Here is a 25,230-nt window from a genome sequence, read left to right as displayed (position 1 = left end):
GGAAACTCTAACTTTTGGGGGGCACTACCTTAAGGCGGGGATATTTTTACTTTGTCTTATCATATATAAAATCTCCAATAATTTTAGAAGATTGACCTTTTTCTATTGAACAGAATTCATCGTAAAATTTTTCTATTTTATCTTTATATTTTTCTTTATGTTTATCAATATCTTTTAATTCCTCAGCTAATTTAAACTCATCTGTAATGATTTCTCCAGGTAAATCATTCATATAATCCATATAAAATCCTCTCAAACCTTTATCATATTTCTCAATATCATAAGCAAAGAAATATTGTGGTCTTTTTAGAATTCCAAAGTCAAACATGACTGAAGAATAATCTGTAATGAGTGCATCAGATATTAAATATAATTCGGAAATATCATTATAATTAGATACGTCGATTGCAAAATCTTCATATCCACTTAAATCTAGTGCATTTGAAATTAAATAATGCATTCTTAGTAAAATGACAAATTCATCACCTAGTTCTTTTTGTAGGTTTTCTAAATTTATTTTAAATCGAATAAATATTTACCTTTTTTAACAAATTTATCATCTCTCCATGTTGGAGCGTACATAATAATTTTCTTATCTTTTGGTATGTTTAATTCTTTTTTCAGTTTTTCTATATATTCTTGATCATTACTTCTATTAACTAATATATCATTCCGAGGATATCCTATTTCTAAAGTTCTATTCTCATCCATCCAAAATGCCGTTTTAAAAATGTTCGTTGAGTACCTATTAGGAGAAATTAAATAATCCCATCTTGATGTTTCAGCGTAGAAATTCTTTTTATATTTAGGTGTAGTTGTTCCTGTCATTCTTACTACCTTCATATCATTAGCCAAACGCTTTAATGGTGTTCCGTGCCATGTTTGTATGTAAATTTGGTTATCTTTTTTATTTAAATACAGTGGTAACCTTGCATTCGTAACCCAGAATTTAGCTTTTGAGTATGCATCATAATATTCTTTAGATCCTTTTTTAACCTTTACTGCATTACCTGTTATGACATTTTGATTGGGATTTTTAAACACCCATATATAGTTTAATTTAGGATAATGTTTTTGCATATATTCATAAATATATTTAGGACTATCACTATAATTTTTACCACCGAAAGATTCAAAAACGATAGTTTCATTATTAACAGCTTCTTCTTTATCTAATAGTTGATATTTTGATCTATTCTTCATTTTATTATTCTGAACTATATTTTTTACATGTCTACTTACACTTCTGATATTATTTATATATTTAGCATTGTCAATGTCGTCCATAGATAAAAACAATAATTCTAATTTATAGAGTATTTTCCCATCTTTTATAATGTTCCACTTTAGTGTTTTAACAATATTAATTAAAGGTTTCTCAAGAACACTATATCTTATATTGATATCTCTCAGAGATGGATCAAACCCTTTTTTAATTTCCTGTTTCATTTTTTGAGATAAAAAGTTTAGAATTTTTATATTATCCGTTCTTTTAATTGAATCAAGATAACTATTAACATAATCTTCGAAAGTAAAAATGAAATCTTGATCACTTAAAGTATTACCTTCAAATGGATCATAAATTTCACCCCTATAATAAAAAGGAAAATTACGTAACCTTACAAACCTCTCTACGTATTTAATATATTCAAGTGTAAATGAAGTATCGATATATATTTTTAAATCTTCATTAAATCTAATGTTATGCGCTTTGACAATAGAAGTTTTAAACAAAATATTACAAACTGTATTTTTTCTTAAAAAGGAATTAGGATTATTATCTTTAGTTAAGTAGTCAATTCTAATTTTATCTTTATTTACATATTGAGGTTTTTTTAATGAGAATTTATTTATTGGCCCAATTAAGCCGTCTAATCCATTGATTTTAGATAAGTAATACTCAACTGAATAGCTTGCAAGTTGGTCATCAGCATCTAAAAACATAAAATATTTTGTTTCAACATTTTCTAAAGCTATATTTCTAGCATAGGCGTGCCCATAGTTTCTTTCTAAATTAATGTGATTTATATTTTTATCATAATTATTTATCGCTTCATTAACTAATCTATTAGATGAGTCTGTAGAGCCATCATTAACTATGATTAAATCAAAGTTTTGATTTCTTTGGCTTTTAATACTATCAATACAATCAAGTATATAATCTTCTTTATTATAATAAGTTATGATAATTGTTAATTCATTCATGATATTTCTCCTTAAAGTCTTTTAGTATAATTAATATAAAAATATAATGCGTACTCAAATTTTTTATGACGACTTTAGTCATTCTTTTTTAGCGCTCGAGTAAAAGTACTACCTAAGTCATTTATTTGAATATCTAAAAAATAAATCAATGTATTATTAGGAGATTGGCTAATATTGAGTTTTAAATATTAATTTTACATTATATTATTATAGACCCTTAACACTATTTGGCAATATTAATAAACAAAAAAACTTAACTGAATGAATTATCCATTTACTTATTTGAATTATTGTTAAATTTTCCATAACTATTAAAACACTAAAAATATAGATTTTACACCTTCTATAAAAAAGCATAATAAAAAGCCCGTAGCCAATGGCATACGGGCGATAGGAATCTAATTATTTTTCTAATGATTCAATATATTTTACAGCGTCACCAACTGTGTTGATTTTTTCTGCTTCCTCATCAGGAATTTCCATATCAAATTCATCTTCTAATTCCATTACTAATTCTGCGATATCTAAAGAATCAGCACCTAAATCATCTTTAAATGAAGCTTCAGGCGTTACTTTTTCAGCGTCTACACCTAGACGATCTACAATAATGTCTTTAACTTTGTCGAAACTTGCCATTCCATTCACCTCCTTTAAATGATTTAAATCTTATATAATAAGAAATTCAATTTCTCTTACTATCCTATTCTACTATAAAAGTAGCTTTTATTGCATATACATTCCGCCATTAACGTGAATTGTTTGACCAGTAATATAGCTTGCTTTATCACTTGCAAGAAATGCTACTGTATGTGCAATATCACTATCTTCCCCAAATCGTGCAAGCGGAATTTGTGATTTCATTTGTTCTTTTAATTCATCAGATAATTGATCTGTCATATCTGATACGATAAATCCTGGTGCAACTGCATTACAAGTAATGCCTCTAGATGCTAATTCTCTAGCAAATGTTCTTGTCATACCTTCAACACCTGATTTAGTTGCTACATAGTTCACTTGTCCTGCGTTTCCTAATGATCCTACAACACTTGATAAGTTAATAATGCGACCAGATTTTTGTTTTAACATTGGTCTAGTTACTGCTTGAACACAGTTAAATACACCTTTTAAGTTTGTATTGATTACGTCATCCCATTCGTCTTGTTTCATACGCATCAATAAATTATCTCTTGTAATACCTGCATTATTGACTAGTACGTCGATAGTACCAAATTGAGATGTTGTTTCTTTAATCATAGCTTTTACTTCATCTTGCTCACTTACATTTGCTTGAAAAGCAAATGATTCTACACCAAATGATTTAATTTCAGAAACGACTTCTTCTGCTTTTTCTTTATTTCCTGCATAGTTTACAACTACATTATAACCTTCTTTACCAAGTTCTAATGCAATTTTACGACCAATACCTCTAGAAGCACCTGTAACGATAGCTGTTTTTGTCATTATTCATTCCATCCTTTAATATCATCAATTGTTTGAATTGATGTTATTTTAACATCACGACTAATTTTTTTAACTAACCCAGATAATACTTTATTAGGACCGACTTCGATAAAGTAATCTACACCTTGATCAATTAAATACTCAACAGATTGACTGAATTCAACTGGTGAGAATAATTGTTTAACCATGTTCGCTTTAATAACTTCATGATCTGTTTCAGGTTTAGCATATACATTTTGTACAATTGGGTGTTCTGCATCATTCCACTCAAATTGATTAATGTAGTTTTCAAAATCATCTGCTATAGTTTTCATCATTGAAGAATGAAATGGACCTGAAACTTTTAAAGGCATAACACGTTTAGCACCTAGTGATTTACCTTCTGCCGCAAGTTTATCAATGAGTTCTGCATGACCAGATACAACGATTTGACCTGGACAATTGATGTTTGCTGGTTCAATAAGTTTGTCCTCTGTTGATAATTGTTCACAGATTTCTCTCACTTTTTCAATATCTAAACCTAGTACTGCTGCCATAGAACCTACACCTTGTGGAAAAGCTTCAGACATTAATGTACCACGTTTATGTACGATTTGAACGGCATCTTCAAACTTTAATACACCTTCTGATACTAACGCTGAATATTCACCTAAACTATGTCCTAATGCGTAGTCATAATTCAAATCTTTTAAAGCATTCATTAAAGCTGAACTATGCGTCAACAATGCTGGTTGTGTATATTCAGTTAATCCAAGAATATCTTCTGGATCTTTAAACATAATTTCAAGCAAATCAAATGATAAAGATTCATTTGCTCTTTCTAAAATTGATGTTGCATTAATTTCTTCTTGATATAAATCTTCTGCCATTCCAACTTTTTGTGACCCTTGACCAGGGAACATGATTGCAACTTTACCCATTTATTTCACCTACTGCTTTCTTCATTTTATCTACTATTTTAATATCTGCAGCTAGCTTAGCTTGTTTAATTGCATTATAGAATGCACGTTGATCTGATGATCCGTGTGCTTTAACAACAACACCATTTAATCCTAATAGTACTGAACCACCGTATTCTGCATAGTCCATTTTATTGCTGATTTTTTTAATATCTTTTTTCAAAGTGAGTGCAGCAAGTTTATTTTTAGTTGAAGCAGTCATCGCTTCTTTTAACATTTTAAATATACCTGTTGCTGTACCTTCGATTGTTTTTAACACCATGTTACCGTTATAACCATCTGATACAACGACATCACATGCATCCAACAATAAAGATTTTGCTTCAACATTACCAATAAAGTTATCAAATTGTTCTTCTTTAAGTAATTGATAAGTCTTTTTCATTAAAGCATTACCTTTTGTTTCTTCAGTACCAATATTTAAAAGTGCTAATGAAGGTTTTTCAATACTTCTAATTTGTTTGGCATAAATTTCACCCATTTTAGCATATTGCACAAGATGTTCAGGTTTAGCATCTGAGTTTGCACCAATATCTAAAAATACAAATCCTTTACCTGTAACAGTTGGGAAAGTCGCAACTAATGCAGGTCTTTCAATACCTTTTATTCTGCCGACAATAAATAATCCACTACTCATAAGTGCACCTGTATTACCAGCTGATACACATGCTTCAGCTTTACCTTCTTTAACAGCATTCGCCATTAAAACCATTGAAGCATTTTTCTTTTTCTTAATTGATCTAACAGGTTCATCATCCATTGTTATCTTTTCATCAGTATGATAAAAAGTGATACGATCATGTTTGTAATCAAATTGTTTTTCGTCACCATATAACAAAATCTCTAAATCTGGAAAATCATTAACTGCTTGTTTAACCGCTTCTATTACGATACCTGGCGCGTCATCTCCGCCCATCATATCTATCGCAATCTTAACCATTATTTTCACCCTCGCTCGAATAATACATTTCAAATTGTCCTTGGAAAACAGTTTCTCCATGAACAGTGCTTGTGACATCAACTTTAGCTATATGTTTCGATTTATGAATCACAGTAGCTTTAGCAATGACTCTTTCATTTAGTTTTACTGATTTTTTGAATTGAACATTACTCTTAGTCGTTAATGCTAATTCATCATTAATCAATGCTACACATAATGAGTTAGCTTGGGCAAATAAATAGTGTCCTCTAGCAATACCGTTACGTGTAAAAACATGTTCTTCCTTAATATCTATAATAGATATTGCTGATTTATCTAATTCAATATCTATAATTTCCCCAATGACATCTTCAATGGGTAATGATTTAATTTCATCATGATTTTGTGTTGCTACATCTTTGATGCGGCGTCTTAATTCTGGAATACCTAGCTCCATTCTATCCAGTCTAATAGTTTGGATGCTTACTTTAAAATATTCACTTAAAGTTTCGTCAGTTATGAAAGGTTCAGCTTTCAAACGATTTGTTAATTCCCTCTGGCGATCTGCTTTTGATAATTTCATTTCATCCAAATCCATTCTATTATGTACTTATAGCTAAAATTAGCACCTGCTATCATGACCTACCTTACTTATACTAACACGGGTATAACAATATACTCAACAAATTATACAATAAAAAAGAACGAAATTTAAAAATTTGGTCATAAGACTTAAATAATAAGATGTGAATACATGGTGGAATATGTGAATTTGAGGAGGTTGGGGTTATTTTGGGTGCAAGGTTAGGTGTTGGCGATTGGGAGCTGAGGCTTAAGCTATCTCTTGGCTTAATGTAGTAATTAAGCTATGACTTGGACGATCTCTTGGCTTTATTTGGGACTTGAGCCATGACTTGGGCGATCTCTTGGCTTTATTTGGGACTTAAGCCATGACTTGGAGTCAAGTCCATATGTTTGTGTAATATCTTTAGAATGTAATCAACCTTTGGTTTTTTAATGAATCGAACAACCATATTTGTTTTGAAGTTTAAACAGATATAGTTGTTTGATCACTACTTATTTTTTAAAAAATAAGTAGCTTAATTAAGAGATAAATGGTCTGTTAGACTTATCAAATCTTTCTTGAATATCCATAAGTACTGCGCCAATTAATCTAAAAGCTGAATCTAGATTAGGGAATGTTTTAACTATTTTTTCTCGTTTTCTGAGTTGCATATTAATATTTTCAACTGAATTAGTAGTTCTTAGATTTTTATGATGTTGAGCAGGAAATCTATAGAATTGTGAGGCATCTTCGAAGCCTTCATCCAATATTTTAATAGCTTCCACATACTTAGGATTACTTTCATATTGTGCAATGAATTCATCTTTGAGCTGAACAGCGTGACGATATGTTGGTGCTTGGAATATTGATTTAAGTAACATTCTAGCTTCTTTAGAGTTCTTTTTAGGAAATCTCTCTACAATATTTTTAAGAAAATGGAATGTACAACGTTGCCAAGATGAATCAATAAACTGTGACTTAATAGATTTAATAAGTCCAGAATGCGCATCAGAGATAATAAGTTCAGGTGTTGTTAAACCACGCATTCTTAAGTCTTCAAAAAACTCTGACCAAGCTAATTCTGACTCTTGATTAGAAATTTTAAAGCCAATAATGTCGCGTTTTCTATTTTCGTTGATACCCATAGCGATATAAACACCTTTAGAAACAATTTTATTATTCTCTCTTACCTTAATGTGCATAGCATCAACAAATACATACTTATACTGATGACTAACAATAGGTCTACCAGCCCATTCTTTAATTTCAGGATCTAGGTTTTTTATTACGCCTGAAACAGTTGATTTAGACACAGATTTTCCCGTTAGGGATTCCACAATTTTATTAACATTTCTAGTTGAAACACCATTAATGTATGCTTCTGTCATCGCTAAAATAAGCGATTGGTCAGAACGCGAATATTGATTAAATACTTCAGTTGTAAATTCACCGTCACGTGTTCTTGGAACTTTTAATGTCAGATTGCCAATAGGCATCAGGAAATCACGCTCATAATAGCCATTACGTTGTGCGTTTCTTCCTGAATTCTTTTGTTTATATCCAGCATTAACATACTTGTCTCTTTCCATTTCCATGTATGCATTTATGACAGTCATAGCTATTGTTTTCATAGACGCATTCATATCACTTCCAAAAATAGCACTTGCCAATTCTTCATAATCTAAGTTAACATTTAATTGAGTCATATATAGTCACCTCTACAATTTTTTCTTAGTCGATTACATTGTACCAAAGTGAGCTATATGTGGCTCTTTTTTTATTACACAATTATATGGACATATTCTGACTTGGGCGATCTCTTGGCTTTATTAGGATGTTAAGCTACGACTTGAGCGATCTCTTGGCTTAAGTTAGGAGTTAAGCTACGACTGTACTGAACCCAAAAATCTAAACCTTAATTAGTATATTATTTCAAAGGTTTGTCTCCTGTAATTTTTGGGAGATAAGCCTTTTAATTTTGATTTGATTCTTTCGTTATTATAAAAATCGATATATCGATGAATAGCTTGTTCAAGGTCCTGAAAATCTTTAAATTCTTGGCCATAATACATTTCTTGTTTAAGTAACCCAAAAAAGCTTTCCATAACTGAATTATCTAGACAATTACCTTTTCTAGACATACTCTGAAATATTTTATGGTCTTTTAATAATCTAGTGTATTGTGAATGTTGATAATGCCAGCCTTGATCTGAATGAATCGTTAAACGATGATCTAGGTTTGGACGACGCTTTATCATTTCTTTTAATGGATTGATGACTATATCTAATGTAGGACGACTTGAGATTTTAAAGCTGATAATCTCTGAACTATATAAGTCCATAAAAGGTGATAAATATAATTTCTGACCATTCATTAATTTGAACTCTGTAATATCTGTTACGACTTTTTGAAATGGGAGACTTGTTTTAAATCTACGATTTAATATATTTTGAGCTACTTTACCAACTTTACCTTTAAAGGAACGATACTTACGACCTCTATGTGTGAACTTTGTACAAGTTAGATTATGTTCTTTCATAATTCTTAGTACTTTTTTATGATTTACGATAAGACCTCTATTTCTTAGTGCTTGTGTAACACGACGATAACCATAGGTATGGTTCGATTCTTCACATATTTCTTTTATTACTTGAATCAATGTTTCATCTTTATCAGCTTTACTAAATTTATTTATCCAATAATAGTATACAGATTTAGCTATTTGAGCGACTTTAAATAAGATACTTAATCGTATATTATATGTTTCATTTAGTTCCTTAATGACCTTTACTATTTCTGATTTTTGCTTCCGTAAATGTCGGTCAAGGCTTGTAACTTTTTTTGATAAGCTATACCTGCCTTTAACGTCTCATTTTCATTTCTAAGTCTTTCAAGTTCTTCACGTTCATTTTCATTTAAAGGTAAATTTTTATTATCTGATTTAGATCGTTTTTTAGTCATAGTGTGAGATCGTCCCTTTTGTTTATTATCTATATCAAGACGACACTTTTCATCAAATTGATGTTGCCAATTGGCAATGATAATAGGATTAATAATTCTAAAGTGATTCGCAGTATCTTGATAAGACAACATATTTTCTTGTCTAAATTTTAAAACAGATAATTTAAATTCGCTAGTATAAACAGTATTTCTACTTTTTATTTCTAAACCTTCTTCTCCAAACTCTTTATATTGATTGACCCAAATCCGAAGGACAGACCAACTTGAAATACCATATTTTAAAGCAATTGTTCTATAACTTTGATGTCCTTCTAAATATTCTTTTACAAGTTTTAGTTTGAATTTAAATTCATATTTTTTCCTCATTAGAATGCACCCCAATATTTTGATTTGTTTAGTTCAAATATTTGGGTTCACATCACGACTTGGACGATCTCTTGGCTTAATGCAGGACTTAAGCCATGACTTTGGTAATTTTTTAAGTAATCAAAAATGTTCATTTCTATATAATCATTTAATTTTTGAAAAGATGTGAGTTTACTGCCTCTTTAACTCACATCTTCTCGAATATCTCACATTCTCCCATACCCACTCCATCCAACTCATTTCTCACAACAAAAAAAGAGCAAAATTTGAAATTTTGCTCTCCTCTATCATAGTTATGCTGCTTTTTCTTCTACTGCTGTAAATATCATGCGCTCTTCGAACAATAAAGTATCTGGATTATAATTATCACATGTTATTAATGTTAATTGATTCGGTTTACCTTTATGTTCATCTAATACTTCTACTTGATTTGGCTTCACATTTTTAATGTTTTTAATTATATATGTTTTTTTACCTTTTAATGTGATGAGTTCTACTTTATCGCCAACTTTTGCGCGATCGAGATAGTTAAATCTTATTCCCGCACCTTCTACACGATGTCCTGCGATTGCGACATTTTGCTCACTTAACTTTTCATTCTCATCTACTAAAGACAATCCGTTTTTTAAATTTTGTTCTGTTGCTGGCCCTTTAAATATAGGCTCTGATATATCTGCTGCTGGTACTTTTAAATAACCAACCATATGTTCATTTACTTTTAAGTTATCTGTTTCTGTTTTTGTAATCCATGATTCTATTGGATTTATTTTAACGCTGTCATCATGATTTTCATACGACTCGATGACTTTATCATTAACACGGTCTGTAAAATACGTTCTAATATCATTCCAGAAGAAAATAGATATTGCCGTCATGATTAATAAGATACCTATAATTTTATATAACCATCTCATGTTTCTAACCTACTCTCAAAATATGGTAATTCAAATTTATACAATACGTGTTACAATGTCAATCAAAATTTTGTTCTGACATAGACTCTTGTACTAATAATCTCAATTTATCGTATTCAGGTTTGAAAAATTCACCTGACTGCACTAATTCACTCGCTTCGTCTCTTGCGACTTCTAACATTCTATAATCCTCTACGATATTTGCAACTCTGAAATCAGGCAAACCACTTTGTTTAACGCCAAAGAAGTCACCTGGTCCTCTCATTTCCAAATCTCGTTCTGATAAATAAAAGCCGTCAGTAGATTCAGTCATAATGTGCATACGTTCTACACCACTCTCAGTTTTAGGTGATGCTACTAACGTACAGTAACTTTGATGATGACTTCTACCGACACGTCCTCTTAATTGGTGTAATGTAGATAAACCAAATCGGTCTGCATCATAGATAATCATAAATGTTGCATTAGGGACGTTCACACCAACTTCAACAACTGTTGTAGAAACTAATATCGCGATTTCATTATTACTAAATTTATTCATGATTTCATCTTTTTCATCTGCATGCATTTTACCATGCACAAGTCCAACTTTATCAGCACCGAAACGCAACTGTAATTGCTCATAAATTGCGACCACATTTTGAACATCTAATGCTTCACTTTCTTCTATTAATGGACAAATGACATACGCTTGTCGACCTTTTGATATTTCACTGTTTAGTTGATTTAGTACATGATCAATTTCTTCATGTTTAGCCCACGATGTCAAAATTTCTTTTCTACCTTTAGGCATTTGTTTAATTGAAGTTACATCCATTTCACCGAACGCAGAGATAGACAATGTTCTCGGTATTGGTGTTGCTGTCATAAATAAGACATTTGTATCTGCACCTTTTTCACGCAACTTCTTACGTTGATTTACACCAAATCGATGCTGTTCATCAATAATAACTAATCCAATATCATTGAACGCTACATCATCTTGAATAAGTGCATGCGTCCCTACAATGACGTCAACTTCTCCTGCTTCCAATTGTTCAAGTAATAATTTTCTTTTTTTACCTTTAACTGAACTTGTTAATAAAGCGACATTCAATTGCCCACCAAACAACTCATCTAAACTGATTGCATGTTGTTCAGCTAATATAGCTGTTGGGACCATAAGCGCACTTTGCTTACCTGCATTAAACATTGCATAAATCGCAATAGCTGCAACAACTGTTTTACCCGAACCTACATCACCTTGTAATAATCGATGCATTTTAATAGGTGCTTTTAAATCTCTAAAAATTTCATTCACACTATTTTTCTGAGCATCTGTTAATTCAAATGGTAATGTTTCGATAAAAGATTTCACCGCATTAACATCATAATTTAAACCTTCTATTTTATTAGATTCTTTTTCTAATTTGCTTAACCATTTCATCTTTAACTGAAATAAAAATAATTCATTAAATGAAAATGTGCGACGTGCTAATTTGAGATGATTAAATTGAAGTGGTTTATGTAAAATTGGAATGACATCTTTTAATGGCATTAATTTGTACTTATCCATTAAATTTGGAGATAACCATTCATCAATTTCAACAAGTTGTAATGCTTGTTCAATGTATTTATTAAGTTGCTTTTGTTTTAAGCCTTCTTTTAATCGATAAATAGGTGTTAACGCGTTTCCACCGTCTTCTTTTTCAGCCATTACTTTTTGACCAGCAATAATTTGTTTCTTTTGATCCCATTTACCTTTAATCGTAACTGATTCACCCATAATGAGTCTTTTTTTCAAATAGGGTTGATTAAAGAATGTGACTTTAACGGCAATTTGATCAATCAACATATGGCACGTTAATTTAGATTTATTTCTACCAAAAAATGCAACTGTCGGACTAGAGTACACTTCTCCAGTAACAGTGACAACATCACCATCAGTTGCTTCGTTTAAATTTATGACAGATTCATCTTCGTAACGTGTTGGTAAATACAACACTAAATCTTCTAATGTATAGATATTTAATTCATTTAATAACTGTAAACTTTTTGGTCCAACACCTTTAAGTTCTTGCAAAGTTCGCTCTGTATATATTAGATGTTGCTTATTCATTTTTATCACCTATATTTATTAATACTCTAATTATAGAACAGATACATGATATAAACCAATCGATTTCATCAAAATGAGCTTGATACAAACAAATAAAGACCAGGACAATGAAATATGTCCCAGCCTTATAAATTAATGTTATAGTTAATTACCAAATATCTCTTGTTTTAATCTTTCACCTGTTGGCGTACCTGCTAAACCACCACGACCTGTTTCACGTAGTGCTGAAGGCATTGTTTGGCCAATCTTATACATAGCTTCTATTACTTCATCAGTAGGAATTCTTGATTTTACGCCTGCTAAAGCCATATCAGCTGAAATAATTGCATTTGAAGCACCTGCAGCGTTTCTCTTAACACAAGGTACTTCTACTAAACCTGCAACTGGATCACAAACAAGTCCTAACATATTTTTTAAGCTTATTGCAAAAGCTTCTGCAGATTGTTGAGGTGTACCGCCTGCCATTTCTACTGTTGCAGCAGCGCTCATCGCAGCCGCTGAACCAACTTCAGCTTGGCAACCACCAGCCGCACCTGATATAGATGCGTTATTCGCAACAACAAATCCAAATGCACCTGTTGTAAATAAGAAATGTAACATATCTTCTCTAGTTGGGTTTAGTCTTTTTTTCAGTGCAAATAATACACCAGGCGCAACCCCTGCAGAACCGGCAGTTGGCGTGGCACATATTTTACCCATTGCTGCATTCACTTCGTTCGTCGCAACAGCTTTACTTACTGCATCAATCATTAAATCACCCGAAAGTGATTGACCACTTTCTAAATAATCTTGTAAAAGTACAGCATCCATTCCAGTTAAACCTGTTGTTGACGTTACACCATTTATACCACGTTCAATTGCTTTTTCCATTGTATCTAAATTGCGTTCCATATTTTGATAAACTTCTTCTTTAGAGAGTTTAGACACACGCATTTCTTGTTCAATCATGACTTCATAAATTTTTTTATTTTCTCTTTCACAAATTTCAATAAGTTCTTTTACACTTTGAAACATGATAACCCTCCTTTTATGATTCCCCCATTAATGTGACTGTTTGTACACCATCAATTTCTTTAATTTTATTTAAGACTTCTTGTGGAATATCATCATCTAATTCACACGTCATTAATGCAAGCTCACCTTTTTCTTTACGAGCCACTTGCATACTACCAACATTAATACGATAATCACCAAAGACATTGGTCACTTTCCCGATTGTGCCAAAAGTATCCTTATGAAAAACAAGTAACGCAGGATAATTTCCACTAATGGCAATTTGGAATCCGTTGATCGCAACGATTTCAACTTTACCACCACCAATAGAAATACCTTCTACTGAAATTTCCATTTCTTTATTTCTCATGTTGATAATTGCAGTATTCGGATGTGATCGCTCTTCAAACATTTCGATAAAGTTTACATCAATCTGTTGTTGCTCAGCATCTTGAAGACTTGTTTTAATTCGATCATCGTCTGTATCATAGCCTAAAATACCGCCGACTAATGCAACATCAGTTCCATGTCCTTTATAAGTTTCCATGAAAGACCCATATAAATATATATCAATATGTTCAGGTTTACCATCAAATAAACCTCTAGCTATTAATCCAATTCTTACTGCACCAGCAGTATGTGATGAAGATGGTCCAACCATTACTGGACCAATAATGTCAAAGACACTTCTATATTTCATCAATAATCACTCGTTTCTCTTTTAATTTCACCATACCATTATAACAACTTTCGCTCGTTTTGTAAGCGTTTTACAACACAAAAGACAACAACGCTTTTGTTTAACATTGTTGTCTTTTATCTTGAGATTATTCTACTGAGAATAAGAATGAGTAAATTGGTTGGTCACCTTGATGTACTTCTACTTCAACTTCATCATAGTTTTCTTCAACATATGATACTAGTTGATCGACTTCTTCATCAGTAGCGTCTTCACCTTTAATAATTGTTAAAATTTCACTGTCTTCATCAATCATTTCATCGATAAGCTTTTTACTAGCTGTTAGGTGGTCAGCATCACTTACTTTAATACTACTTTCATGGATACCCATGAACTCACCTTTTTTAATTGTAATACCATCTATATTTGTGTCTCTTACAGCATATGTTACAGAACCTGATTTTACAAAACGCATTGCATCTTCCATATGCGCTTTATTCTCTTCGATTGATTGCTCTAAGTTAAGATTTAACATTGCTGAAAGACCTTGAGATACTGTTTTTGATGCGACAACAGCTACAGGTATATCAACTAAATGTTCAACTTGCTCAGCTGCCATAATAATATTTTTATTATTTGGTAAGATGATTGCATTTTTACAACCTGATTGTTTTACAACTTTTACGATATCTTCTGTTGAAGGATTCATAGTTTGGCCACCGCTGATGACATGTGTTGCACCAAGTGATTTAAATAATGTTGTGATTCCTTCACCCATTGAAATTGTAATAACTGCTGTTTCAATCTCTTCTTGCTGTTGTTCTTGTTTGATCTTTTTATCTGCGTTTTTACGAAGTACTTCTCTATGTTGTTCACGCATATTTTCGATTTTAATTTTAATGAGTTCACCGTATTGGCTACCGTAAGATAATACTTCACCTGGTGTTTCAGAATGAACATGTACTTTTACGATTTCATCATCAGAGATTACAAGCAATGAATCACCGAATTGACTCATATCTTCTCTGAATTGTTCTTCATCGAATGCTTTTTTATCTTTTCCAAAGCGAACCATAATTTCAGTACAGTAGCCGTAGACGATATCTTCAGTATTTATGACACCACCGAAATCATGGTCATCATTAATAAATTTGTCTGTATCTACTTTTTCTTTAGCTGGTTGAATTCTTTCGCCTTTTAATGTTGCTAAGAAGCCTTCATAAACAAACATTAAACCTTGTCCACCACTATCCACAACATCTACTTCTTTAAGTACAGGTAGTTGGTTTGGTGTGTTTTCTAATGCTGTTTGACCTTCTTTAATAACTACTTCCATAACTGTTATAACATCTTCTGTTGATTCAGCTGCTTTAACAGCCGCTTCTCCAGCTACTCTCGCAACTGTTAAAATCGTTCCTTCAACTGGTTTCATTACAGCTTTATATGCTGTATTCACACCTGCTTGGAACGCTTTAGCGAATTGTTGAGCATCAATTTCTTGTTCATTCTCAATCGATTTTGAGAATCCTCTAAATAATTGAGACAAGATAACACCTGAGTTACCTCTTGCGCCCATTAACAATCCTTTAGAAAATATTTTACCAACCTCACCGATATGTGCATTACTATGAGCTTTAACCTCTGCTGCACCTGATGACATTGATAAATTCATATTTGTTCCTGTATCTCCATCTGGTACAGGGAACACATTTAAAGAATCTACAAAATCTGCATTGTTTGATAAACTATCTGATCCTTGTACGATCATATCAGCAAACAATTTGCCGTCAATCTTATTCATACTGTATTTGCCTCCCTATGCTTCCTCATCATCATTAATAACTCTAACACCTTGGATATATATGTTGACTGCATTGACTTTTAAATTTAATGATTGTTCTAAAGTATATTTAACAGCAGATTGGACATTGTTTGCTATTTCTGAGATTTTCGTACCATAACTCACAATTATATACATATCTACATCAAGAACACCTTCGTTTTGAGATACAATAACACCTTTGGCATAATTATCACGCCCAAGAATTTCTGCAATGCCGTCTCTAACTTGATGTTTACTTGCCATACCAACGATACCATAACATTCTACGGCAGCTCCGCCAGCAAGCGTTGCAATAACGTCATTTGAAATATCGATACTTCCATACTCATTTGTAATTTCTAAAGTCATGATTACGTCCCTCCTACACATTTAAATTTTTTCGTTTTATAAACTACTTTTATATGTTCTGTTTAATTATACTTAATATCACATTCACATCGCAAGAATTCATCATTTTAATCACGTTTTTTATACAACGTTTTCACAAGATATTATTATAACAAATAAATTGAACTTTAAAATACTTTTTTCGAAATTTGTTATTATTTTTTCGCTAAATTGCAAAAAAGCCGTTGAATAAATTAAAAGTGCGTGTTATATTATTAAAGTGTGTAAACGTAAATAAATGTGTATTTATATTTCATTAAAGGAGGATATTTATGGCTAAAGAATGTTTCGTAACAGGTCGTAAAGCTAGAACTGGTAACCACCGTTCTCACGCATTAAATGCTAACAGACGTCGTTGGAACGCTAATTTACAAAAAGTTAGAATCTTAGTTGACGGTAAACCTAAACGTGTATGGGTTTCAGCTCGTGCGCTTAAATCAGGTAAAGTTACACGCGTTTAATGAATATAAGTCACATATAATAAAGAGAACCTTTGTGTGGAAGGTTCTCTTTTTTTATTTATCTTTACTTTGTACCATCAATATATTGCCAAGTTCAACTGTCACTAATGGGTTTTCATGACCGGCTTTAAACTCATTGCTAATTGTTAACGTTGAGCCTTGTGCCAAAGTAGTAAATGGCAAATCATATTTAAATTCTTCTAATTTTATTCTAATATTCGTACTTAACGGAATAAACGACACATATTTCATGCCTTCTACTTGTGAAATTCGATGATTTCCTGCTTTTAATACTGTAATTTCATTCTGCTCATCTACGAGCGTGATTTGAATATTATCTTCCAGAAATTCTGGTTTCGTTAATATTTGAACAGCACCCATAAAATGATCTAATCTGCCACCTGTCGCACCATATATTCTAATTTCTTCATATCCGAGTTCTACTGCTAAGTTAACCGCTAATGCAAGATCCGTATCATCCTTTTCTTTATTAACCGGATCAATATCGATATGATTAATAATTTGTTGATACTCTTCATCTGATACCGAATCAAAATCTCCTATAGCAGCAACAGGTTTAATATCATGTTTAATTAATTCAATTGTGCCTCTATCTACACCTATCCAATCAATGTGCTTTTCATCTTGAAGAATATGTTCATTGATATGACGCATACTACATAATAGATTTACTTTCACGATTAATCACCCTTTAATTTGTGTACAGGTTCTTTGTAGTCTTCATGCTTGAAGTAATAAGATCCTGCAACTAATATGTCTGCTCCTTGTGCTTTACATAACGCACCTGTTTCTTCATTAACACCACCATCAACTTCAATTTCAAAGTTTAAGTCATGTTCATTTCTATATTCGTCTAACCAAGAAATTTTACTTAGCGTAGATTCTATAAAGCTTTGACCACCAAATCCAGGATTCACAGTCATAATTAAAACAAAGTCCACGTCTCCTAAAATTTGAGTTAATGATTCTACAGGCGTTCCAGGATTGATCACAACACCTGCTAATTTATCATACGCTTTGATTTGTTGTATCGCTCTATGAATGTGTGGCGTCGCCTCGAAGTGAACAGATACCATGTCACTACCCGCTTCACAAAACGCGTCAATCATTTGTTCTGGGTTCTCGATCATTAAATGTGTATCAATCGTCATATCAGTTACTTTTCTTAATGATTCTAAAATAGGTAAACCAATTGATATATTCGATACAAACTGACCATCCATTACATCAAAATGTAAAATGTCTGCGCCAGATTCCTTAACGCGTGTTACTTCTTGTTTTAATTCTGCAAAATCACAAGCTAAAAGTGAAGGTGCTATTTTTACCATTAATATCTTACCTTTCTATTTTGAATTTCTTCGAATAATGTCAAATAGTGCTTATATCTTAACTGATAAAAATGATTGTCTTGTATGCTTTCTTTTACTGCACATTTAGGTTCATTAATGTGCGTACAATTTCTAAATTTACACTGTGATTTAATAGCTTCAAATTCTGGGAATAAATCTGCAAGTTCTTCCTTTTCAATATGTGAAAAGTCTAATGCGCTAAATCCAGGTGTATCCGCTAAATAACCACCATCTAGCTCATACAACTCAACGTGTCTTGTCGTATGTTTACCACGATTAAGCGCTTTTGAGATTTTGTTCGTTTCTAAATTCAAATCCTCGAATAATCTATTCATAATCGTGGATTTACCAACACCAGATTGGCCGCTTAACACGATTATACCGTCAATTAAAGGTTTAATCGCATTTGATACATCATCTTCTTCGCCTATAAATAAAGTTTCATATCCAATTGATTGATATTGAGCTAATTTATCTTGAATTTGTTGAATTTCATCATCAGTAGCGAGATCTTTTTTAGTTACACATATTATCGGTGTAATATTGTATGAATGAACGACTACGAGAAATCTATCTAATAATTGTTGACTAAACGCTGGTTCTGATGCGCTCATCACGACAATAACTTTATGAATATTTGAGACTGGTGGTCTTAATAATATATTCTCACGTTCATGAATATGTTGAATATACCCACCCGTTTCATTTTCAACTTGAAAATCAACAATATCTCCGACAACAGGAGATGTCTTTTTCTTTCTGAATAACCCTCGAGCTCTCGTAATATATATACCATCGTCAGCTTGTACTGAATAATCTCCACTTATTGATTTAATAATACGACCCGTTTTCAATATAACACCTACCTCATTTTATTTTAATTATACCAAATCATACTGCTTAAATAATCAATTATTTATGTTGCTTAAACAAAATCGTTACTTCCGTCCCTTTATCGACTTCACTTTCGAAGAAGATTTGAGCATCATGATGTTCAATAATTGAATCCACAATTGATAAACCAAGACCGTTACTATCAACATGAATATTATGTGATTGATCGCCTTTATAAAATCGATCTTTAATATGTTTCAGTTGTTTCTCAGTCATGCCATAACCTTCATCAATAATAGAAACTTTTACAAATTCATTTTCTTCTTTAAGATCAATTTGTATCATACTATGTTTAGGTGAGTATTTAATAGCATTATTTAATATATTATAGAGCGCTTGATAAAGTAATTTATGATTACCTTTAATAGTTAAATCATCCATATCAAACAGAACTGAGATTTCATTATCTTCTAATAAGAAATTCAGATTTTGAACGACTTCTTTGATGACTTTTTGAACATGTACTGTTTCATTAAATGATAGATGTTCACTATTATCTAACTCCGATAACAGCAGTAATTGTTTCGTTAAATTACTCAAACGGTATGCCCTAGCATATATATCTTCTATAATTTGTATTTTGTTATTTTCATCTTGTTCATGTTCAAGTTCTCTTAATAAACTTAAAATAGATTGAAGTGGAGATTTAATTTCATGAGATACATTTTGAACAAAGGATTGTCTCATCATTTCTAGTTGTTTAAGTTCATCTCTCATCTTAATAAATCGATGTTGTAATATACCTATTTCATCGTCACGTGTTACTTTGATATCCACATCAAAATCACCTTTACGTAATGATTCTGTTGTCTTCATAAGTCGTCTAATTGGGTTTGCCAATGAATAACTTGAAAATAGCACGAGCACTAATGAAATAACGACAAGTAACACAAGTAATATCGCTAAAAATATTCTAAATTCACCTAACATAGAACCGACACTAGGTCTTAAGAATAAGGCATAATCATTACCTTGATGTTGAATCTTGATACCGACAGTGTTTCTCGTTTCATTATCAAAGAATCCTGTAATAAAAATATTAAACGGTCTATTCTTAATACCATGATACGTTTTACCGTCTAATACATCTTCAACTGCTTGATTATCTAAATTATATTTTCTAAAGTTATCACCATAGTAAGTCGGTTTCAACTTATCGTTATATATTACAGCCTGATAATGAAGTTCGCTTAAGTGATTTAAATAATTATCTAACGACATTTCATTGTCATGATCAATATAATCTTGAACATCTTTTAAAGTATTAAATACTTTGTGGTCATTTTTTTCTTTTAAATCTATATGATAATAAATATTTGTCAGAATGAACCCTAAAATAGCACTTACGAGCATCACAACTATTGTATAAATCGTTATACGTTGCGCTAAAGACTTAAACCTCATGAGCAAGCACCGCCTTGTAACCAACGCCTCTCACGGTTTTAATCAAGACATCGCTCTCTAACTTTTCTAATCGCTTTCTAATACGTTTAATATGTACATCGAGCGTCCGCTCGTCTCCCTCAAAATCAATACCCCATACAACTTCAATGATTTTGTCTCGTTGTAATACTTTATCTTTGTTACGCATTAAATAATCTAGTAATGCAAATTCTTTCTTTGGTAAAAGCATTGTTTTCTGATTAATCGTTATTTCCATATCAACACTATTAATATGTGTATTACCTATTTGAAGTTCATTGGATGAATTAATTTTAAATCTGCGTAGTACAGCTTTTATTCTAAATATTAACTCTTTAATTTCAAATGGTTTTGTTACGTAATCATCTGTTCCTGCTAGAAATGCATTTTCTTTATCACTCAACTCATCTCTTGCAGTTAACATGATAACTGGAATATCAAAACTATCTTTAAGTATTTGACACAATTCAAAGCCGTCCATACCTGGCATCATAATATCTACAACAGCAATATCAATATATTTATGCTCTACAACTTCTAAAGCTTCCTCACCACTGAGACTTGTTATAACATTTATATGTTCACGTTCAATTTCTCGCTTCAAATCATTTAAGATAAATTTATCATCATCTACAACTAAACAAGTTACCATGTCATCACCTCTTTACCTATGATACCAAATATCTTTGAAAATTTTCATATATACATGAATTAAGGGGAGCGGGACAGAAATCTAATTTGTAAAAAAAGATTTCGTAGTCCCGCCCCGGCAAGGATGACTAGAGTTGAAAAAGCTTGATACAAGCGCATTTCAATTCACTCATCTACTGCCAAGATACTAAAACATACTAAGATTAGTAGCGAAGTAATCTACGACGGTAGATGAACTTCGCTACTTTTTTCATATTCTTTTTCATACCGTTGGTACTTATTTTAAGAATATGAAATAGTAGAAGAGAGAAGTACTCCGATCGGTCTCTAGGGTCATAGAACCCGTAGCAAAAACTGGAGAACTTCACTCTCCTTATGAATTCGATTTTAGTATGTTGGGTCCCTTGAAATCGTGTACAGGAAAATGAACTAAGTAAGGCTAAGTGAAGTTAAAGCTTCTTAAATTTAATAACTTAGGAGTGATTTTTATCGAATATTTTGGTATAGATGTTGGAAAAGGAAAGAGTTTTATTGCACATTATTCAAACAATGAATTTGTTAAAGAATTTGAAATTACCCACGATAATAATGGTTTTGAGTCACTAAACAAATATATAAAGGATTTCGCAGGAGTATATTTTTTATTTGAAGCTACTGGTATATATTCAAAAGTGTTAGAGAAATTCTGTACAGTTAACAACATTTCATTTTGTGTAATTAATCCTCTTGAGGCAAAATTACTAACTAATTCTTTAAGAAATTGGAAAACAGATAAATCTGATGCACATAAACTTGCCGTTTTAGCTAAAAATATAAATAAAAAACCTTCTAGAAATTTAATGGAAGAAAAATACGTAAAACTGAGAGAACTGACAAGATACTATGAAGAAATTAACAATCAACAAAATTACTTAAAAAACCAATTGATTCAGTTACTAGATATGACTTTTCCAGAATTACAAAACCTATTTAAGGATAGATATTCAAAATTGGCTTTACAAGTAGCTAGTAAGTTCCCACATCCTGACTTTGTTGATTCTAATGAAATTGAAGAACTAAAAAATACAATTAATAGTTGTACAGAAAAAAATCTATCAGAGAAAAAGAAAGCACAATATGCAAAAAAACTCGTAGAGTTCTCTATGGTCAGTTATCCTTCTGTTTCTAAAGATTCATTTTTAACAGATAAATTAATTTATGTGATTGAAGATTTATTAAATCTAATGAAACGGCATGCTTCTATAAAACAAAGGTTATTAGTGTTAGCTGAGGAATTCGAAGAATTTAAAATAATTAAATCTATTCCTGGCATTGGTGATTTAACAGCCATAATGATTATTGGCGAATTAGGTGACATCAAATCCTTTGATTCTCATAAACAATTGAATGCATATGTAGGCATTGATATAAAAAGATATCAGTCTGGTAAAACGCATTTTAAAGATAAAATTAACAAACGTGGAAACAAACATGCTAGATCATTATTTTACTTAATCATTAAAAATTTCCTGTTGGGTCAAAGGTTATTTAAAAATCATATTATCGACTATTATTACAAATTAAAAAAGCAGCCTAATGGCAAAGGCCACAAGACTGCTTCAATAGCTTGCGTTAACAAGCTACTTAAAACCATTCATTATCTAGTTATAAATAATAAAGAATATGATTATCACTTGTCTCCACACTGATAATCTATTCAAATAAATCATAACATATTGAAAAAATTATTAAATAATAAAGGCTTATTTAGTGATGCCAATTTTAAATACATTTTACTACGTAGTAGTTGACAAATCGTAGGAAAAAGACTGAGACATTACATTATGTCCCAGCCTCTTTATCTATTTATCGCTTTAATCTTTCTTTAAATTTATTAATTAAGTTACTTCTTTTACTCGTTACAGGTCTCCCTATATTCAAATGAGACTTTCTCATTTCTTTCCCTGCTAACATTGCCTCATCCATTAACATTTCTTGTGAGTTCATATGTTTATTCCCTGCATCATTGTATTGATATACACCTTCATTATTTTGAATACGTCCTTTTAGTCCATCATTGAGTTGTAAATCAACAATACCTTTTAAACGTTTAACTAAATTAGGATCTAATACTGGGAATAATATTTCTACACGTTTAATCATATTTCTTGTCATCATATCAGCTGAAGAAAGATACATTTTTTCTTGTCCATTATGATAGAAATAATAGATTCTTGAATGTTCTAAAAATCTACCTACAATACTGATGACTTCGATATTTTCACTTACACCTTTAATACCTGGTTTAAGACAACAAATTCCTCGGATAATCAGTTTGATTTTAACACCACATTGTGATGCTTCAAATAATTTTTTAATTACTTTTTTATCTGTTAACGAATTCATTTTAGCGATAATGAGACCATTGCCATGTTCTTTATGAGACTTCATTTCTTGTTCAATATGTTCAACAAAGAAATCTCGTATTTCAAATGGTGCGACGATTAGCTCATTATAATCAGGCTTTAATGAATAACCACTTAAATAGTTAAAGAAGTTAATCGCATCTTGCCCTATTTGTGGGTTTGTCGTAATAATACCCATATCTGTATATATTTTAGCTGTCTTATCATTGTAATTTCCTGTTCCTAAATGAACGAAAGGTGTCACTTTTCCTTTAACTTTCTTAATAACTAGCGTAATTTTACTATGTGTTTTAAGGAATGTCATACCATATATAACATTACAACCTGCATCCTCCAACATTCTAGCCCACTGAACGTTGTTTTCTTCATCAAAACGCGCTTTTAATTCAACAAGTACTGTAACTTGTTTACCATTTTCAGCTGCATTTTTTAAAGCTTGAATGATCGGTGAATCACTACTCACACGGTAAAGTGTTTGCTTAATAGCAAGTGTATCTGGATCTTCTGAAGCTTCTTTTATAAATTCAACAATCGGCTCAAAAGATTCATATGGATGATGGAAAAATACGTCTCTTTCCAATGCTAATTCAAAAACATTATTTTTACTTAATGAGGAAGGTAATTGTGGTGTATATGGTTTAAATAATAGTTCTGGGAATAAATCTTCTAATTGTCCTACAAGAGAGAATAACACTGTTAAATCTAGTGGACCATTAACTCTGTAAATATCTTCATTTGATAACTCAAGTTCATTCATTAAGAAAATACTCTTCACTTCTGAATCTATATGTCTACGATCAATTTCAAGTCTAACTGCTGCACCACTTTTTCTTTCTTTCAAAAATCGTTCAATTTCTATTAATAAATCTTCTGCACCTTCTTCATGAATTGTTAAATCTGCATTTCTTGTCACCCTAAATGTGTACGTATTAATCACTTCATACCCATTAAATAATTGTTTTATAAATAATGAAATGACGTCTTCAAGAAATACAATATATTTAACCCCTTCATGTTCTAACTTAATAATTCTATCTAATAATGTTGGAACGGGTACGATTGCTGATTTAATTTCACCATCATTTAACCTAATATCTACAAACAAATTCAACATTTTGTTATTTAGTTTTGGGAATGGCCTGTATGCATCTATCCCTAACGGTGAAAGTGTTGGTAATATTTCAGTGTTAAATTGATGTTGAAGCTGCTCAATCAATGGTTCTGGCAATCTTTCTGGTTGTGTAATAAATATTTTATAGTTCTTTAACAAATCTTTTAATTCATTAAATCGCTTATATTGAAGCTCGACGTTCACTCTATTTTTCTTTTCAATGCCGATAAGTTGTTCTTTAGGTGTCAATTGCGCTTTATTCTCTGGTTCATTAAAATTCATCTTAACTTGGTCTTTCAACCCCGCTACTCTAACCATAAAAAATCCATCTAAATTAGAACTATGAATTGCTAAAAATTTCAACTGTTCTAATAAAGGATTGTTAGGATCAATTGCTTCCTCAAGAACACGATAATTAAAGTCTAGCCAACTTAATTCTCGGTTGTTGTAATATTCTGGATTGTCTAAATAAAATTGTTCCGCTTGTGCTTCCATAATTATCTCACCCTTTACAAATTTCCAATCAAGATTATAAAATCACACTACTTCATTTAAACGTAAGTTT

22 protein-coding genes and 1 pseudogene are annotated in these 25,230 nt (G+C 31.4%); 2 read left to right on the top strand and 21 right to left on the bottom strand.

The window, feature by feature from the left end:
* Positions 1-46 precede the first annotated feature (46 nt).
* From MUA60_RS06160 to MUA60_RS06090, 15 genes and pseudogenes are all read right to left on the bottom strand, one after another.
* Positions 47-2,205: pseudogene (locus tag MUA60_RS06160) on the bottom strand (bifunctional glycosyltransferase/CDP-glycerol:glycerophosphate glycerophosphotransferase).
* 402 nt (positions 2,206-2,607) lie between these two features.
* Positions 2,608-2,841, bottom strand: a complete 234-nt coding sequence (locus MUA60_RS06155; protein WP_017000113.1) for an acyl carrier protein — start codon at positions 2,839-2,841, stop codon at positions 2,608-2,610.
* Positions 2,842-2,928: 87 nt separating this feature from the next.
* Entirely contained in the window at positions 2,929-3,666 is a 738-nt protein-coding gene (gene fabG / locus MUA60_RS06150; protein ID WP_048542526.1) for a 3-oxoacyl-[acyl-carrier-protein] reductase, read from the bottom strand.
* Positions 3,666-4,586 (bottom strand): ACP S-malonyltransferase, encoded by a 921-nt coding sequence (fabD, locus tag MUA60_RS06145; protein ID WP_262650257.1) that lies wholly within the window; start codon positions 4,584-4,586, stop codon positions 3,666-3,668. Before fabD ends, fabG begins: the two co-directional genes overlap by 1 nt.
* Positions 4,579-5,565 carry a phosphate acyltransferase PlsX gene (plsX, locus tag MUA60_RS06140; protein ID WP_262650255.1) on the bottom strand — a complete coding sequence of 329 codons (987 nt, stop codon included), beginning with the start codon at positions 5,563-5,565 and terminating at the stop codon, positions 4,579-4,581. Before plsX ends, fabD begins: the two co-directional genes overlap by 8 nt.
* The gene (fapR, locus tag MUA60_RS06135; RefSeq protein ID WP_025905295.1) at positions 5,558-6,127 is read right to left on the bottom strand and encodes a transcription factor FapR; all 570 of its coding nucleotides are present in this window, start codon (positions 6,125-6,127) and stop codon (positions 5,558-5,560) included. Before fapR ends, plsX begins: the two co-directional genes overlap by 8 nt.
* A 521-nt stretch (positions 6,128-6,648) precedes the next feature.
* Positions 6,649-7,815 (bottom strand): IS256 family transposase, encoded by a 1,167-nt coding sequence (locus MUA60_RS06130; protein WP_262650254.1) that lies wholly within the window; start codon positions 7,813-7,815, stop codon positions 6,649-6,651.
* 213 nt (positions 7,816-8,028) lie between these two features.
* Positions 8,029-8,892 carry an IS3 family transposase gene (locus tag MUA60_RS06125; protein WP_262650589.1) on the bottom strand — a complete coding sequence of 288 codons (864 nt, stop codon included), beginning with the start codon at positions 8,890-8,892 and terminating at the stop codon, positions 8,029-8,031.
* 8 nt (positions 8,893-8,900) lie between these two features.
* A complete protein-coding gene (locus MUA60_RS06120) occupies positions 8,901-9,437 on the bottom strand; it encodes a transposase (RefSeq protein WP_262648361.1) in 537 nt (178 codons plus the stop codon).
* A 293-nt stretch (positions 9,438-9,730) separates the two neighbouring features.
* On the bottom strand, positions 9,731-10,351 hold the full coding sequence (locus tag MUA60_RS06115) for a class A sortase (protein WP_025904550.1): 621 nt from the start codon (positions 10,349-10,351) through the stop codon (positions 9,731-9,733).
* A 58-nt stretch (positions 10,352-10,409) separates the two neighbouring features.
* On the bottom strand, positions 10,410-12,449 hold the full coding sequence (gene recG, locus MUA60_RS06110; protein ID WP_262650253.1) for an ATP-dependent DNA helicase RecG: 2,040 nt from the start codon (positions 12,447-12,449) through the stop codon (positions 10,410-10,412).
* 144 nt (positions 12,450-12,593) lie between these two features.
* Positions 12,594-13,463, bottom strand: a complete 870-nt coding sequence (gene sdaAA / locus MUA60_RS06105) for an L-serine ammonia-lyase, iron-sulfur-dependent, subunit alpha (RefSeq protein ID WP_058591368.1) — start codon at positions 13,461-13,463, stop codon at positions 12,594-12,596.
* A gap of 13 nt (positions 13,464-13,476) precedes the next feature.
* Positions 13,477-14,142: an L-serine ammonia-lyase, iron-sulfur-dependent subunit beta gene (gene sdaAB, locus MUA60_RS06100; protein WP_025904553.1), complete on the bottom strand. Its 666-nt coding sequence runs from the start codon at positions 14,140-14,142 to the stop codon at positions 13,477-13,479.
* Between the two features lie 127 nt (positions 14,143-14,269).
* Entirely contained in the window at positions 14,270-15,922 is a 1,653-nt protein-coding gene (fakA, locus tag MUA60_RS06095) for a fatty acid kinase catalytic subunit FakA (protein WP_262650252.1), read from the bottom strand.
* 15 nt (positions 15,923-15,937) lie between these two features.
* Positions 15,938-16,312, bottom strand: coding sequence for an Asp23/Gls24 family envelope stress response protein (locus tag MUA60_RS06090; protein WP_016911554.1), 375 nt, complete (start codon positions 16,310-16,312; stop codon positions 15,938-15,940).
* Between the two features lie 311 nt (positions 16,313-16,623).
* Between MUA60_RS06090 and rpmB the strand changes: the two genes are divergently transcribed.
* On the top strand, positions 16,624-16,812 hold the full coding sequence (gene rpmB / locus MUA60_RS06085) for a 50S ribosomal protein L28 (protein ID WP_262650251.1): 189 nt from the start codon (positions 16,624-16,626) through the stop codon (positions 16,810-16,812).
* Positions 16,813-16,866: 54 nt separating this feature from the next.
* Here the strand turns inward: rpmB and MUA60_RS06080 are convergent, their stop codons facing one another.
* The 5 genes from MUA60_RS06080 to MUA60_RS06060 are packed head-to-tail and all read right to left on the bottom strand — an operon-like array spanning position 16,867 to position 21,150.
* Complete coding sequence (locus MUA60_RS06080; RefSeq protein WP_262650249.1) at positions 16,867-17,511, bottom strand: thiamine diphosphokinase; 645 nt, start codon at positions 17,509-17,511, stop codon at positions 16,867-16,869.
* Between the two features lie 2 nt (positions 17,512-17,513).
* Positions 17,514-18,161: a ribulose-phosphate 3-epimerase gene (gene rpe / locus MUA60_RS06075; RefSeq protein ID WP_262650247.1), complete on the bottom strand. Its 648-nt coding sequence runs from the start codon at positions 18,159-18,161 to the stop codon at positions 17,514-17,516.
* On the bottom strand, positions 18,161-19,036 hold the full coding sequence (rsgA, locus tag MUA60_RS06070) for a ribosome small subunit-dependent GTPase A (RefSeq protein ID WP_262650245.1): 876 nt from the start codon (positions 19,034-19,036) through the stop codon (positions 18,161-18,163). The genes rpe and rsgA overlap by 1 nt, the downstream gene beginning before the upstream one ends.
* Positions 19,037-19,094: 58 nt before the next feature.
* On the bottom strand, positions 19,095-20,480 hold the full coding sequence (locus tag MUA60_RS06065; protein WP_262650243.1) for a sensor histidine kinase: 1,386 nt from the start codon (positions 20,478-20,480) through the stop codon (positions 19,095-19,097).
* Positions 20,470-21,150 carry a response regulator transcription factor gene (locus tag MUA60_RS06060; RefSeq protein WP_025904559.1) on the bottom strand — a complete coding sequence of 227 codons (681 nt, stop codon included), beginning with the start codon at positions 21,148-21,150 and terminating at the stop codon, positions 20,470-20,472. Before MUA60_RS06060 ends, MUA60_RS06065 begins: the two co-directional genes overlap by 11 nt.
* A gap of 442 nt (positions 21,151-21,592) precedes the next feature.
* On the opposite strand from MUA60_RS06060, the gene MUA60_RS06055 reads away from it, so the two are divergent.
* Positions 21,593-22,837 (top strand): IS110 family RNA-guided transposase, encoded by a 1,245-nt coding sequence (locus tag MUA60_RS06055; RefSeq protein ID WP_262648674.1) that lies wholly within the window; start codon positions 21,593-21,595, stop codon positions 22,835-22,837.
* Between the two features lie 157 nt (positions 22,838-22,994).
* Here the strand turns inward: MUA60_RS06055 and MUA60_RS06050 are convergent, their stop codons facing one another.
* Entirely contained in the window at positions 22,995-25,160 is a 2,166-nt protein-coding gene (locus MUA60_RS06050; RefSeq protein WP_262650242.1) for an RNA degradosome polyphosphate kinase, read from the bottom strand.
* Between the last annotated feature and the right edge of the window lie 70 nt (positions 25,161-25,230).

Source organism: Mammaliicoccus sciuri, from assembly GCF_025561425.1.
In the GTDB taxonomy this organism is placed as follows: domain Bacteria; phylum Bacillota; class Bacilli; order Staphylococcales; family Staphylococcaceae; genus Mammaliicoccus; species Mammaliicoccus sciuri_A.
The sequence above is the reverse complement of the archived record's forward strand: the minus strand, read 5'-3'. Positions and strand labels throughout refer to the sequence as shown.